Source organism: Oscillochloris sp. ZM17-4 (assembly GCF_019599295.1).
GTDB lineage: Bacteria > Chloroflexota > Chloroflexia > Chloroflexales > Chloroflexaceae > Oscillochloris.
Window position 1 is genome coordinate 1 of record NZ_JAIEWN010000049.1, and the last position, 14,366, is coordinate 14,366.

The window sequence follows — 14,366 nt, forward strand, 5'->3', positions numbered from 1 at the left end:
ACCGAGCCGAGCACATCGCCGACGGCCACCGTCTCGCCCTCGCCCCTGGCGATGGAGGCGACCACGCCGGCCTGGTCGGAGGCGACCTCAAGGTTGACCTTATCGGTCTCCAGCTCCACCACCGCCTCGCCGGCGGCCACCGCCTCGCCCTCGCGCTTGAGCCACCTTGCCACCGTCGCCTCGACGATTGACTCGCCGAGGGCGGGGACTTTGATCTCGTAGGTCATTGAAGGACTCTCCATGTATCATCAATGAGGCCGAAGCATCGCGCGCCGTATATCTTCAAGCCCGAACATGGTCAGGGCGCGATGCTTCGGCCCTACATATTACCGCGTCGCCGCCACTGGCGCGCCCTGCACGGCCTCGCGGATGATCCGGCTCTGCTCCAGGGTGTGCTGGCTGTGCAGGCCTTCGGCGGGGCTGGCCGACTCGCCGCGGCCGACGTAGCGGATGGGGGTGTCTGGGCCGACCACCTCGCGCAGGCGCGGGGCGATGTAGCTCCAGGCGCCCATGTTCTGCGGCTCCTCCTGGAGCCAGACGACCTCCTGGAGTCCGGGGTAGCGGGCGAGCAGGGCGGACAGCTCCTCGGCCGGGAAGGGGTAGAGCATCTCGACGCGGGCCATGTCGACGCCGCCGTCGGCCTTCTCAAGCTCGCCGCTGGCCAGCACGTCGATCGCCACCTTGCCGGAGCAGAGCACCAGCCGCACGACCTCCTCGGGCGGCGGGGCGTCGGCGCCGAGGGTGAGGACGGCGTGGAAGGTGTCGTCGGCCAGGTCGCCCAGCGAGGAGTTGGCCCGCGGGTTGCGCAGCAGGCTCTTGGGCGTCATCACGATCAGTGGGCGCGGGTAGCCGGCCAGCGAGGCGGCCTGGTAGCGCAGCAGGTGGAAGTACTGGGCGGCGGTGCTACAGTTGGCCACGCGGATGTTATCGGTGGCGGCCAGCTGGAGGAAGCGCTCCAGGCGCGCGCTGGAGTGCTCTGGCCCCTGGCCCTCGTAGCCGTGGGGCAGTAGCAGCACCAGGGCCGGGTCCTGGCCCCACTTCGAGCGCCCCGAGACGATAAACTGATCGATGATCACCTGGGCACCGTTGGCGAAGTCGCCGAACTGGGCCTCCCAGAGCACCATGGTGCCGGGGGCCTGGGTGCTGTAGCCGTACTCGAAGGCCAGCACGGCGGCCTCGGAGAGCGGGCTGTTATAGACGGCGAAGGCGGCGCGGGCCTGCGGGATGCTGTGCAGCGGGATGAAGCGCTCGCCGGTGACCGAGTCGTGCAGCACGAGGTGGCGCTGGCTGAAGGTGCCGCGCTCGCTGTCCTGGCCGGTCATGCGGATGGGCGTGCCGTCGGCGAGGATGGCGGCGAAGGCCAGCGACTCGGCGTGCGCCCACTCGATGCCGCCCACATCGTGCATGGCCTGGCGGCGGCGCTGGAGCATGCGGTCGAGCTTGGGGTGGGGCGTGAACTCCTCGGGCCGGTCGAGCAGGGCCTCGTTTAGCTCGATCAGCTTGTGGGATGAGAGCGGCTTGGCGTAGACGGTCGGCCTGGGCTTGGGCTTGTCCGCCGCGCGGCCCTTCGCCGGAGCTGGCGGGATCTCGGCGGCCAAGCGCTGGCGCTCGCGGATCTTATCGAAGGCGAGCTGGAGCCGGCTCAGCTCATCGTCGAGCATACCCTGGGCCTCGGTGGAGGTGATCACGCCGCGGCGCTCCAGCTCACGGGCCCAGATCTCGCGCACCGTCGGGTGGTTGCGGATCTTCTCGTACATGCGCGGCTGGGTGAACTCGGGCTCGTCGCCCTCGTTATGGCCCCAGCGCCGGTAGCCCACCAGGTCGATCAGGAAGTCCTTCTGGAACTTCTCGCGGTAGGCCCAGGCCATGCGCGCCACGGCGATGCACGCCTCCGGCTCGTCGGCGTTCACGTGGACGATCGGGATCTCGAAGCCGCGGGCCAGGTCCGAGGCGTACATGGTGCTGCGCGAGTCCTTGGTGTCGGTGGTGAAGCCGATCTGGTTGTTCAGGATGACGTGGATCGTCCCGCCGATATGGTAGCCCTTCAGGCGCGAGAGGTTCAGTGTCTCGGCGACGATGCCCTGGCCGGGGAATGCCGCATCGCCGTGGATGAGGATCGCCAGCGACTCCTTCTCGTCCTCCTGGGGGTAGCCGGGGCGGGTGCGCTTCTCCTGGGCGGCGCGGGCGCGGCCGATGATCACCGGGTTGACAAACTCCAGGTGGCTGGGGTTCGGCGCCAGCGTGATCGGCATCTCGGTCACGCCGCTCTCGCGGTAGGCCTTGCGGGCGCCGAGGTGGTACTTCACATCGCCCGTCCAGCCGGTGTAGGTGTCCTTGCTGTAGTCGGGGGTGTGGAACTCGCTCAGGATGGATGAGTAGGGCTTGCCGAGGATGTGGGCGAGCACGTTCAGCCGGCCGCGGTGGGCCATGCCGATCACCACCTCGCGGGTGCCCGAGGCCGCCGCATTGCGGATGATCGCGTCGACCACCGGGATGATCATGTCGGTGCCCTCGATCGAGAAGCGCTTCTGGCCCGGCAGGGTCTTGTGTAGGAAGCGCTCGAAGCCCTCGACCTCGGTGAGCCGATCCAGCAGCTCGCGCTGGCGGTCGGTGTCGAAGTTCTCAAAGAAGTGCCGCCCCTCGGCCATCTCGCGGATCCACTCCCGCTCCATGTAGTCCTGGATGTGGTCGGTCTCATAGCCGATCTGGCCGGAGTAGGCCTGGCGCAATCGCTCGACGCCATCGGCGGCCGTCGTGGAGCGCGCGGCCAGCGGTCCGCGCACCATCGCCGCCGGCAGGGCCGTCAGGTCGGCCTTGGTGACGCCGTGGCTCACCAGCTCCAGTCCCGGGTCGCTGGGCGGGACGCTGCCGAGCGGGTCGATTCGCGAGGCGGTGTGGCCGAGCTCGCGGATGTAGCGGATCAGGCGGGCCGCGCCGACGATGCGCAAAACGTCGAGGGCGGGCGTGGCGGAGGCCGCCGCGAGCGCGGCGACCTCGGGGTCGTCGTCGGGGGGCGTCCACCTGGCAAAAAACTCCCGCGTCTGCGCATCGACCGAGCTGGGGTCGGCGCTGTAGCGCTCGTAGAGCTCCAGCATATAGCCGGCGTTCGGCCCGTAAAAGCTATCCCAATCGCTCATAGGTATGTCTCGTGTGCTAGTATTCGTCTGCATTGACTGTTATGTCGCGCGCATAGGCCATGATGGCGCTTATTGTACCACGCTCGGTTACGCTGTTTCTGGTGGGGGATTTCACAATGGCGGGCCGCAGATACCACACGATGGAGGGCGTTATACTCATATTGCCCTAATTATAGGCACCCATAATTATCATATCTCTATCATCCGGCCTGCGTATACTGTGCCTGGCCTTCCGCTCGGCACCCGATTGTGAAGCCTGAAGCCAGGCATAGACTGACGTCGATACCATGTCTCACAGCGTCGTTGCGACCTGTCGCCGGCCTGACCGCCCCCCCTCGCCCGCTTAGGGCAGATGGCCGAGAGGGTACGAGCGCTATATGACCTGAAGGCCCGAACCATCACAATACGAACTCATGCCTTCAAGGAGCTATCTGTGCGTAGAGTGTTCGCTATAACGATCATGGTTCTGCTCGCCATCGCCGTGAACCAGGCACTGTTCACCAGCCATGCCGCCTACATCAGCGAGATTGAGAGAGCTACGACGCCCCAGTCCACAACCAGCATCCAGATCAATGGGGCCACGCGCTACCAGACCATCGAGGGCTTCGGGGTGAACGCCAACTCGCGCTCGTGGGATCTGGCCAACCCCGGCAGCTTCACCCCACAGCTCGACACCTTGGTGGACGACACAGGCTCCTCGATCTGGCGCGTGGCCATCGAGTCCCACGAGGACTGGGAGGTCACCAACGACAACGCCGACCCTAACAGCTTCAACTGGACCTACTACAACAGCCTCTACGAGACCGAGAAGTTTCAGAAGCTCTGGGCGATGCTCGACTACCTCGACGGCAAGGGTGTGAACACGATCATGCTGAGCGTGATGGGCTGTGTCCCGCAGTGGATGGGGGGATGCACCCTGCCGGATGATGGCTCGATGGATGATGAGTGGGTCGAGATGATCTCCTCGATGGTCTACTACGCCCGCCACACAAAGCAGCTGCGGGTCGATATCCTCAGCCCGATCAATGAGCATGATATGCCGAATGCGGACTCGATGGAGGGGCCGCGCATCACCCCGGCGCACTACGTGGCGATCATGGAGAAGCTCTCGGCGAAGCTCGATGCCGTGGGCATGGGCGACCTGCGCCTGATCGGGCCGGACCTGGCCGGGGCCGAGCGATCCGCGACCTACCTGAGCGCCCTCGCCGCTGCGCCCGACGTGGTCGCGAAGTTTGACCACTTTGCCGCCCACCGCTACGCGCTTACTGACGGCGGCCTGGTGGGCGCTATCGCCGCGTCGGACTACCCCAACCTCACGCCTTGGGTCACTGAGTACTCCGGCCTATGCCCGAACTTCAAGTGTGACAGGGGCATCCCGGTGACGCCCGACGAGAACTGGACATTTGCGACCGACACCTTCGACTACCTCCAGAGCTACTTGAACGATGGTGTGACGGCCGCGCTCGTCTGGGAGGCCTACGATAGCTACTACGAGCACCATCAGACCTACACCTACTGGGGGATGATCGGCTACGATACGGGCACGGGCATCTACAGCCCCACCAAGCGGCTCTATGTCGTCCAGCAGACAAGTCGGTTCATCGAGGCCGGGATGCAGCGGGTGGACGCCACAAGCGGCGACACGAACACGGTCAGCATCAGCGCCTTTCATAACGCCACCACTGGCAAGCTGACTCTGGTGGGCCGCAACAAGACGAGCAACCCACAGACCCTGAGCATCACCGTGGGGGGTGTGGGCACGCCGGGCGCGCTGAGACTCTACCAGACCTCCGAGAGCCTCAATATGGCGGATGGGGGGAGCGTCTCGCCGAGCGGCAGCACCTACACGGTGAGCCTGGCGGCCGGCAGCATCTTCACCCTAACGAATGTGCCGATCCCGGCGCCGGCCGACACGCGGAGCCCGACGGTGACCTTCACGGCTCCGGCTGAGGGGGCGACGGTCAGCGGGGCGAACGTGCAGATCGCGGTCAGCGTCAGCGACAATGTTGGCGTGGCGGGTGTCCAGTTCAAGCTCGATGGGGCAAACCTGGGCGTGGAGCAGAGCGCATCGAGCCCGAGCCTGAGCTGGAATAGCACGGGCGTGGTCAATGGCGGCCACACCTTCGATGCTATCGCGCGCGATGCCGCTGGCAATACGGCCAGCGCCACGCGCAGCATCACCGTGAGCAATGCATCATATACCTCGGTACAGTACCTGCCGCTGCTTGAGCAGTGAGGTACGCCCGTGGCAAGGGGGCGGCGATCCGCGCCGGCGCGTGGTATAGTTGACCCATGATCAACCGCGTACTCGCCCCGACGATGGTCGGCCGTCAGCAGCCGCTCGCCGATCTGGCCGCGCACCTAGCGCAGGCCCAGGCCGGCGCGGGCCGGCTGGTGCTGGTGGCCGGCGAGGCCGGCGTGGGCAAGACGCGCCTGCTGCGCGAGTTCGCCCGCGGCATCCCCGGGGCGACCTACGCCGGCCACTGCTTTGATGAGCGCCCCGCCCCGCCCTACGCCCCCTTCGTCGAGCTGCTGCGGGCGATCGCCCTGGCCCCGGGCGGGCCGGCGCTCGACCAGGCGGCCGGCCCCTGGGCCGACGAGCTGCGCCGGCTGCTGCCCGATCTCGCGCCCGCGGGCGACGCGCCCCGGCCGGACGGCGCGCAGGCCGAGCGGCACCGGCTCTTCCAGGCGATCTACCAGGCCCTGCGGCCCCAGGGCGATGAGGCCCGCGTGCTGATCGTGGAGGACCTGCACTGGGCCGACGAGGCCAGCCAGGACCTGCTGCACTTCCTGTCCAGGGTGCTCGCGGGCGAGCGCATCCTGCTGATCGGCACCTACCGCAGCGATGAGATCCACCGGCTCCACCCGCTCGCCGGGACGATCGCCCGCCTCGTCCGCGACCGGCGTCTCTATGAGATCCGCCTGGCCCCGCTCGCCCGCGAGGATCTCGCCGAGATGCTCGCCTCCATCCTCGGCGCGCCCCCCGCGCCCGATATGCTGGCCGCGCTCTACGAGCGCACCGAGGGCAACCCCTTCTTCGCCGAGGAGCTGCTGGGGCCGCTGGTCGCCCACCAGGGCCGCGACCCGGGCGATGCGGCGCTGCCGATCTCGATCCGTGAGAGCGTCCTGCGCCGGGCCGCCGGACTCGATGAGCCCACGATGACGGTGCTGCGGGCGGCGGCTGTGGTCGGGCGACGGTTTGACTTCGAGCTGCTGATGCGGCTCACCGGCCTCGGTGAGCGCGCACTTCTAGGCAGCCTGTCCGCGCTGGTGGAGCGCCAGCTGATCGCCGAGGCGCCCGGCGAGCAGGGCGACACCTACCAGTTTCGCCACGAGCTGATCCGCGCCGCGCTCTACGAGGAGATGCTGCGCCGCGAGCGGCGCATGCGCCACCAGGAGGTGCTGCGCGCCCTGGAGGAGCTGCACGCCGGGGCTCCAGAGGCCGCGATCGACCTGCTGGCCTACCACGCCATCCATGCCCGCGCCATGCCTCAGGCCGCCCGCTACAGCGAGCTGGCCGGCGACCGGGCCGCCGCCATCCACGCCTACCGGGCCGCCCTCGGCCACTACGAGGCCGCCCTTGAGGCCGCCGAGCAGGGCGAGGACGACCCGCCGGCACGGGCCGGCCTGCTCGCTCGGCTCGGCCATGCGGCCTTCCTGATCGGCGATCTGGCGCGCGCCTCTGGCTACTGGCGCGAGGCCCTGGCGCTCTATCAGCGGCTCGGCGATACCCGTCATATCGCCGACGCCCAGCGCATGCTCGGGCGGGTCGCCTGGGGCCAGGGCGACCGCGAGGCGGCCCAGGCCCACGCCCAAGCCGCCCTGGACACGCTGGAGGGCGCCGCGCCCTGCCGCGAGCTGGCCATGGCCTACAGCACCCTCTCGCACCTCGCCATGCTGCGTATCTCCGAGGGCCCGGCCCGCGCTGCTGAGTGCATTGCCTGGGGCGAGCAGGCGCTGTCCATTGCCCACCAGCTCGACGACCGGGCGGCGATCTGCCACGCGCTGAACAATATCGGCGTCGCCGAGGTCGACTCTGGTCAGGTCGAAGCGGGCTTGGCCCACCTGGAGCACAGTATGGCGATCGCCCTCGACGCCGACCTGCCGGCCGATGCGGTGCGGGCCTATATTAACCTGGGCGGCAGGCTCCTGCAGGTCGGACAGCACGAGGACAGCCTGGCCCTGCAGCGCGAGGGCTGGGCCTACGCGGCCCGCCACGGCTATATCCGCGGCAGCGGTAAGCTCGCCGGCGCGCTGCTCGGCGGGCTCTACATGTCGGGCCGCTGGGCCGAGGCTGAGGCGCTGCTCGATGAGGTGCTGCGGCCGGGCACCCTCGGGATGCTCGACGAGAGCGGCCTGATCCTCTACATGCGCGCCACTTTGCTCTGGGCGCGTAACCAGCTCGATGCGGCCCGCGCGCTGCTGGAGCGCCTGCTCACCGGTGATCAAGAGACCGCCACCTACGCGATGAACCTGCTGATCTATACCTACCGCGCCCTGGGAGCGCAGGATCGCGCTGAGGCGCTGGCCGACCATATGGTCGCGCAGGCGCGCTCCAGCGTCGGTGTCGCGCCCGACACCTTCGCGCTCGGCAGGCTCGCCTTTCAGCTGATAGCGCCGACCGAGATCTATCTGGATGTGGGCCGCCGCGCCGATGCGCTGGCGCTGATCGCGGCCATGGAGCTGTCCGCCCAGGAAGGCGCCGCCGGCATCGAGGCGGCGCTCCTCGCGGAGATGCGGGGCCTGGCCGAGCGAGAGGCTCACCCCCAGATGGCGGCATCCCACTTCGCCGGGGCGGCCGCCATCTGGGAGCAGCGGGGCTTCATCCCCGACGTGGTGCGGCTCAGCCGCCGGCGCGCCCAGGCCCTGCTGCGCTGCGGCGGCGCGCCCGAGCGCGCCCAGGCCCGCCAGCTGATCGCGGAGGCCCGCGCCATCGCCGGGCCGATACGCTACGCCTACGAGCTGACGAAGCTCGACGACCTCGATCCGCCCGCCCCGGCCCGCCCCCAGGCCTCCCCGAAGTCGCCCGATGGCCTCACCCCCCGCGAGCTTGAGGTGCTGGCCCTGATCACCCGCGGCCTCTCGAACCGCGCCATCGCCGAGACCCTGGTGATCTCCGAGAAGACCGCCGAGGTCCACGTGCGCAACATCCTCGCCAAGCTCGGCTTCTTCTGAAACCTTGTCTAACAAAAAATACTAAAGGAACATGTGATGATAACGCCGACACTCGTCGTGCTTGATGGTGATCAGACCGGACAGGAGCTGCTGCTTGAGGCGCTGCGGGTCCTCGACCCGGCGGTGACGAAGGTGCCGCTGGCGTTTCAGCACTTCGACCTGAGCCTGGAGAACCGCCGTGCCACCAAAAACGCGGTCGTCCACGAGGCCGCCAGCGCCATGCGCCAGAGCGGGTTTGGGCTGAAGGCGGCCACGATCACGCCCGAGGTCGCCGGCGATGTGGGCAGCCCCAACGCGATCGTGCGCAAGGAGATCAACGGCACGGTCATCCTGCGCACCGGCCGGCGCATCCCGGGCATCCGGCCGGTGGGCGGCGTCTTCGCGCCGATCGCCGTGGTGCGCATGGCCGTCGATGACGCCTACGGCGCCGAGGAGCATCGCGAGGGCGACGGGCTCGACGAGTGGGCCTACCGCACCGAGAAGATCAGCCGCCGCACATGCAGGGCGGTGGCGGAGACCGCCTTCATCTACGCCAGGCGCATGGGCGGCAAGGTGTTCGGCGGGCCGAAGTACACGGTCAGCCCCGTCTACGAGGGCATGCTCAAGGAGGAGATGGACCGCTCGGCGGGGCGCTACCCGGATGTGCGCTACTCGCCCCAGCTGATCGACGCCACCTACGCCCTGCTGATGACGGTCGGCGACGAGCCCCTGGCCATCCCGGCCCTCAACCGCGACGGCGACTGCCTCTCGGACCTGGTCATCCAGATGTTCGGCTCGATCGCCGGGGCCGAGTCGCTGCTGCTGGCCCTCGACGACGATATGCGCCCGACGGTGGTGATGGCCGAGGCCCCCCACGGCACGGCCCCCGGCCTCTTCGGCAAGAATGTGGCCAACCCCCTGGCCATGATCCTCGCCGGCAGCGCCCTGCTGCCCTACCTCAACACCAAGGAGGCCACCATGGCCAGCCGCGCGATCACCGAGTCCGCCATGGAGGCCATCTATGACGGCGTGCGCACCGCCGACCTGGGCGGCCAGTCTAGCACCACCGCCTTCACCGACGAGGTGATCCGCCGGGTGAGGACCAAGCTTGAGGTCTGGCCGACTCTTAACTAATCATACTGATCACCGGGAGGACCACGATGCCCGCCTACTGGCTGCTCAAGAGCGAGCCCGACGCCTATAGCTACGACGACCTGGAGCGCGACGGCGCGACCGTCTGGGACGGGGTGGCCAACAACGCGGCCCTGATGTACATCCGCAGGGCGCAGCCGGGCGACCTGGCCCTGATCTACCACACCGGCGACGAGCGCCGCGCCGTGGGCGTGGCCGAGATCATCAGCGCGGCCTACCCCGACCCGAAGCTCGACAACGAGAAGCTGGCGGTGATGGACGTGCGCCCCGTGCGCCGCCTTCCCCAGCCGGTCACCCTGGCCGCGGTGAAGGCCGACTCCTTCTTCGCCGACTTCGCCCTGGTGCGCCAGGGCCGGCTCTCGGTGGTGCCGGTGACGGAGGAGCAGTGGGGGCGCCTGATGGGCATGGCCGGCGCGTAGGGGCGCCCCTTGTGGGCGCCCCCACGGCCTGGGCGCCCACAAGGGGCGCCCCTACGCCCCCACGGCCGTGGGCGCCCACAAGGGGCGCCCAAGGCCTGGGCGCCCACAAGGGGCGCCCCTACGCCCCCACGGCCGTGGGCGCCCACAAGGGGCGCCCAAGGCCTGGGCGCCCACAAGGGGCGCCCCTACGCCCCCACGGCCTTGGGCGCCCACAAGGGGCGCCCCTACGCCCCCACGGCCTGGGCGATGGCGCGCTGGAGCGCCTCGGCGGTGAAGGGCTTGTGGAGAAAGCCGGTCGGCGCGGGCACCATGATCGCGTCGGCGACCGCACGCTCGCTGTAGCCGCTCATGACGACGATCGGCGTCTGCGCGTCCTGGGCGCGCAGACGGCGGAAGGACTCCTCGCCGCTAACCCCCGGCATCGTCCAGTCGAGCAGCACGCAGCGCACCTCGCCGTGGCGCGACTGGAGCAGCGCCAGAGCCTCAGCGTGCGAGGCCGCCACGAGCGGCTCGTAGCCGAGCCGGCGCAGCAGGCGCGCGGTGAACTGGAGCACGGCCGGCTCATCATCGGCCACCAGCACGAGGCCCGAGGCCTCGCCGAGGGGCAGCGGCCGGCTGCGCTCGCCGGCCGCGCTCGCCTCGTGCCCGACGGATTGGCTAACATCTGGCAGCAGGACCGAGAAGGTCGTCCCCTCGCCGAGGGCGCTCTCAACGTGCATCGCCCCGTGGTGGCCCCGCACAATGCCCTGCACGGCGGCCAGGCCCAGGCCGCGCCCGGTAAACTTTGTGGTGAAGAAGGGCTCGAAGATCCGCCCGAGCGTGGGCCGGCTCATGCCCGAGCCGCTGTCGCGCACCTCCAGGCAGATATACCTGCCGGGCGGGGGGGGCGGCTCGAAGCCTCTGCTCGTATCAGCATCGATCACGCGCACATCCGTCGCCACGCGGATGTCGCCCTGGCCATCACCGACCGCCTCGGCGGCGTTCACCAGCAGGTTCATCACCACCTGGCGCAGCTGGGCCGGGTCGCCCGCGACGGTGGGCAGGTCGTCGCTTAGACAGTAGCTGATCGGCGTCTGGCGCAGCTTGGTGCCGCGCAGCAGGGCCGCCATCTCGCGCACCATGGCGTTGATGCTGATCTCCTCGACGGTGACTCGGCCCTTGCCGGCGTAGGCCAGGATCTGCTGGGTCATCTCAGCGGCACGACGGGCCGCCAGCGACACCTGCTCCAGGCTCTCGCGGAGCGACACCTGCTCGTCCACGTCGAGCATGGCCAGCTCGGTGTTGCCCAGGATCGTGGCCAGCAGGTTGTTGAAGTCGTGGGCGATCCCGCCGGCCAGCACGCCGAGGCTCTCAAGGCGCTGCGTCTCCTGCCAGGATCGCTCCATCGCCAGGCGCGCGGCCTCGGCCCGCTTGCGCTCGGTCAGGTCGCGGCTAAACACCGAGATCCCACCGATCACGTCGTCATCATAGATCGGGTTGAGCGAGATCTCACACCAGCGCTGCGCGCCATCCGCCATGTAGGGCTGCTCGATCGAGAATCGCTCGCCGGACAGGGCGCGCCGGTAGAGCCCGCGCCAGAAGACGCGCTGGCTGTCGGGCATGCCCTCATCGAACACCCGGTTGAGCGTAATAAAGGTGCCGCTCATCTCCCGCAGCTTCGCGACCGCCCGGCGGTTCACCGTCACCACCTGGAGGTCGGCGTCCACCGACCAGATCGCGTCGCTGGTGTGCTCGAAGACGGCGGCCAGGTTGGCCTCGGAGCGGCGCAGCCGGGCCTCGCTTGAGCGCAGGGCGTCGATCGTACGCCAGCGCTCGACGGCCACGGCGACGACGTTGGCCGCGCCCAGCACCAGGTCAAACTCGGCCTCGGTGGGCTGACACGGCTCGCCGTGGTAGATGGCGAAGGTGCCCAGGGTGCGGCCCGCGCTGTCGAAGATCGGGATCGACCAGCAGGCGCGCAGCCCATGGCCGATGGTGAGGTCGCGCCAGGGCACCCAGAGCGGGTCGATGGCGATGTCGGCCACCACCACCGGCTTGCCCAGGAAGGCCGCTGTGCCGCAGGAGCCGGCCCGTGGCCCGATCCGCGTGCCATCGATCACCCGGCAGTAGGACGGCGGCAGCGAGGGCGCGGCGGCGGTGGTCAGGTGCAGCCGTGAGTCATCGAGCAGCATGATCGCGCAGCGCGCGCCTGCGATCTGGCCCTCAATGCCGCAGGCCAGGGTGCCCAGCAGCACGTCGCGCGGCCCGCCGGCGGCGATCTGGTCGAAGGTGCTGCGCTGCGCGATCTGGTACTGGGTGAACCTCGACCGCTCCACAACCTCCTGACGCAGCGCGATCTCTGTCTCGGCGGTGTCTCTCAGGTCGGTCAGCATGGCGAGATCATCCTCGTCCCACTCGCGCGGGCTGTGGTCGATCGCGCAGAGCGCCCCGAGGATGGTGCCGTCAGAGGTGCGCAGCGGCAGGCCGAGGTAGGCGATCAGGCCCATCTCACGGATCGCCGGGTTGTCGCAGACGAGCGGGTGCTCCGGGGCGTTCGCCACCACCAGGGGCGCGCCCGAGGCGACCACGTGCTGGCAGAACGAGTGCGAGATCGGCGTCTCGCGGCTGACGGCCAGCGGCGCATCGAGCCCGTACATCCCCTTGAGGTACTGTCGATCTGCGGTGACCAGCGTCACCAGCGCCACCGGCGCGCGCAGCAGCCGCGCGGTGAGCTTCGTCAGCCGGTCGAGCGCCGGGTCGCTGGGGTGATCGAGCAGGCCAAGGCGGGCCATGGCGCGCTGACGAAGCAGATCATTCAATGGTTCACTGATCATGGGGATGCCCTGGAGCGTTGCGAATATCACGCGGTACGTTATCGATCCGTAACATATAGTGTAACACCTCTCTGTCACCGCCGCAGACGTGGTATAGTTACAGGCACACCCAGCCCACCGGCGATGTCCACTCACTCCGCGCGCAGGCGCGTCACTCCCCCGCACAGATGCGTGAGGTGCTACGTACGATGGATGCAGCAACGATCCTGGTTGTGGATGATGAGCAGCCCATCGTTGACCTCGTGGCCAGCTACCTCGCCGCCGAGGGCTTCGCCGTCCAGCGGGCCTACGATGGCCCCAGCGCGCTCACCCTGGCCCGCGCCTTCCGCCCCGACCTGGTCGTCCTTGATGTGATGCTCCCCGGCCTCGATGGGATCGAGGTCTGCCGGCGGCTACACCAGGAGACGGCCGTGTACGTGCTGATGCTCACGGCGCGCGCCGACGAGGTGGACAAGCTGATCGGGCTCTCGGTGGGTGCCGACGACTACCTCACAAAGCCGTTCAGCCCGCGCGAGCTGGTGGCCCGCGTCAAGGCCATCCTGCGCCGCAACCGCGGGCCCGCCGGCAAGTCGAACGACCGCCCGGCCCTGATCTTCGGCGCGCTCTCGATCGACCCCGAGCGGCGCGAGGTGCAGCGCGGCGACCTGCTGGTGGAGCTGACCCCGCGCGAGTTCGATCTGCTCTACGCCCTGGCCAGCTACCCCGGCCGCGTCTTCACCCGCGAGGAGCTGCTCCAGCGCGTCTGGGGGCCGGACTTCGCCGGGATCGACCGCGTGGTCGATGTCCACGTCGGCACCCTGCGCCGCAAGCTGGAGGACGACCAGGCCGAGTCGTCGTTTGTGCAGACGGTGCGCGGCGTCGGCTATAAGTTTGTGGGCGGCCCACGATGAGATGGCCGCATCAGCTGCGCTGGAAGCTCTTCATCTCGCATCTGGTGATCGTGGTGATCGCCGACATTGTGCTGCTGGCCACGGCCACCTTCCTGGCCAGCATCGGCCTGGTGAACTCGGCCCCGCTCACCCTGGGCGCCGCCGCCGCCGAGACGGGCAGCCTCGACCCGAGCGTGGTCGCCCAGGCCCCGCCGCTCCAGCAGTTTCAGGCCGTGGTGCAGCAGGCGCTCCTGGTGAGCGGATTCGCCGCCCTCGCCGCCGCCGTGGTGGTCAGCCTCTTCGTCTCGCGGCGGATCGTCGAGCCCCTGCTCACCCTCACCGGGGTCAGCAAGCGTCTGGCCCAGGGATTCTACCGCGAGCGCACCCGCATCGCCTCCGATGATGAGATCGCCCAGCTCAGCCAGAGCGTCAACCAGCTCGCCGACACCCTCGACCAGACCGAGCAGCGCCGCCTGGCCCTGCTGGCCGATGTCACCCACGAGCTGCGCACGCCGCTGGCCACTATCGGCGGCTATATGGAGGGGCTGCTCGACGGCGTGGTGACGCCCAGCCCCGAGACCTTCAGCCTCATCCTGCACGAGTCGAGCCGGCTCCAGCGCCTGATCGAGGACCTGGAGCTGCTCTCGCGGGTCGAGGCCGGCCAGCTCCCGGTGGTGGCCCGCAGCACCGATATCCGCCGCCTGCTCGACGCGATGCGCGTGCAGTTCGAGCCGCTCTTCGCCGCGAACCAGGTGTGCCTGCACATCGATGCGCCCGAGCGCCTGCCCGCCGTCTGGGCCGACCCCGACCGGATCGACCAGG

The 14,366-nt window shown here is 69.1% G+C and carries 9 protein-coding genes; 6 read left to right on the top strand and 3 right to left on the bottom strand.

Features of this window, described 5'->3' with window-relative positions; all coding sequences use genetic code 11:
• Both K2Z83_RS23650 and K2Z83_RS23655 read right to left on the bottom strand, forming a co-directional pair.
• The coding region (locus K2Z83_RS23650) for a biotin/lipoyl-containing protein (RefSeq protein WP_305082522.1) at positions 1 to 227 on the bottom strand (227 nt) is incomplete at its 3' end.
• A gap of 99 nt (positions 228 to 326) precedes the next feature.
• Positions 327 to 3,137, bottom strand: coding sequence for a 2-oxoglutarate dehydrogenase E1 component (locus K2Z83_RS23655; protein ID WP_220597642.1), 2,811 nt, complete (start codon positions 3,135 to 3,137; stop codon positions 327 to 329).
• Between the two features lie 433 nt (positions 3,138 to 3,570).
• On the opposite strand from K2Z83_RS23655, the gene K2Z83_RS30180 reads away from it, so the two are divergent.
• From K2Z83_RS30180 to K2Z83_RS23675, 4 genes are read left to right on the top strand one after another with little or no spacing between them, the layout of a single operon-like run.
• The gene (locus K2Z83_RS30180) at positions 3,571 to 5,373 is read left to right on the top strand and encodes an Ig-like domain-containing protein (RefSeq protein ID WP_220597643.1); all 1,803 of its coding nucleotides are present in this window, start codon (positions 3,571 to 3,573) and stop codon (positions 5,371 to 5,373) included.
• A gap of 56 nt (positions 5,374 to 5,429) precedes the next feature.
• Complete coding sequence (locus K2Z83_RS23665; protein WP_220597644.1) at positions 5,430 to 8,312, top strand: LuxR family transcriptional regulator; 2,883 nt, start codon at positions 5,430 to 5,432, stop codon at positions 8,310 to 8,312.
• A gap of 36 nt (positions 8,313 to 8,348) precedes the next feature.
• Positions 8,349 to 9,425, top strand: a complete 1,077-nt coding sequence (locus K2Z83_RS23670) for an isocitrate/isopropylmalate family dehydrogenase (protein ID WP_220597645.1) — start codon at positions 8,349 to 8,351, stop codon at positions 9,423 to 9,425.
• A gap of 26 nt (positions 9,426 to 9,451) precedes the next feature.
• Positions 9,452 to 9,862 (top strand): EVE domain-containing protein, encoded by a 411-nt coding sequence (locus tag K2Z83_RS23675; RefSeq protein WP_220597646.1) that lies wholly within the window; start codon positions 9,452 to 9,454, stop codon positions 9,860 to 9,862.
• A gap of 224 nt (positions 9,863 to 10,086) precedes the next feature.
• Here K2Z83_RS23675 and K2Z83_RS23680 read toward each other — a convergent pair whose 3' ends face one another.
• Positions 10,087 to 12,705 carry a GAF domain-containing protein gene (locus K2Z83_RS23680; protein WP_220597647.1) on the bottom strand — a complete coding sequence of 873 codons (2,619 nt, stop codon included), beginning with the start codon at positions 12,703 to 12,705 and terminating at the stop codon, positions 10,087 to 10,089.
• Positions 12,706 to 12,863: 158 nt separating this feature from the next.
• Between K2Z83_RS23680 and K2Z83_RS23685 the strand changes: the two genes are divergently transcribed.
• Both K2Z83_RS23685 and K2Z83_RS23690 read left to right on the top strand, forming a co-directional pair.
• Positions 12,864 to 13,565 (top strand): response regulator transcription factor, encoded by a 702-nt coding sequence (locus K2Z83_RS23685; protein ID WP_220597648.1) that lies wholly within the window; start codon positions 12,864 to 12,866, stop codon positions 13,563 to 13,565.
• Positions 13,562 to 14,366, top strand: an 805-nt coding sequence (locus K2Z83_RS23690; protein ID WP_220597649.1) for a histidine kinase dimerization/phospho-acceptor domain-containing protein, incomplete at its 3' end; no start/stop codon positions are given. The genes K2Z83_RS23685 and K2Z83_RS23690, both read left to right, overlap by 4 nt.

What these genes read in the sequence shown, in the direction of transcription:
- K2Z83_RS23655 (WP_220597642.1), bottom strand. Translation starts at nt 3,137, where the DNA reads ATGAGCGATTGGGATAGCTTTTACGGGCCGAACGCCGGCTATATGCTG.
- K2Z83_RS23665 (WP_220597644.1), top strand. Translation starts at nt 5,430, where the DNA reads ATGATCAACCGCGTACTCGCCCCGACGATGGTCGGCCGTCAGCAGCCG.
- K2Z83_RS23670 (WP_220597645.1), top strand. Translation starts at nt 8,349, where the DNA reads ATGATAACGCCGACACTCGTCGTGCTTGATGGTGATCAGACCGGACAG.
- K2Z83_RS23675 (WP_220597646.1), top strand. Translation starts at nt 9,452, where the DNA reads ATGCCCGCCTACTGGCTGCTCAAGAGCGAGCCCGACGCCTATAGCTAC.
- K2Z83_RS23685 (WP_220597648.1), top strand. Translation starts at nt 12,864, where the DNA reads ATGGATGCAGCAACGATCCTGGTTGTGGATGATGAGCAGCCCATCGTT.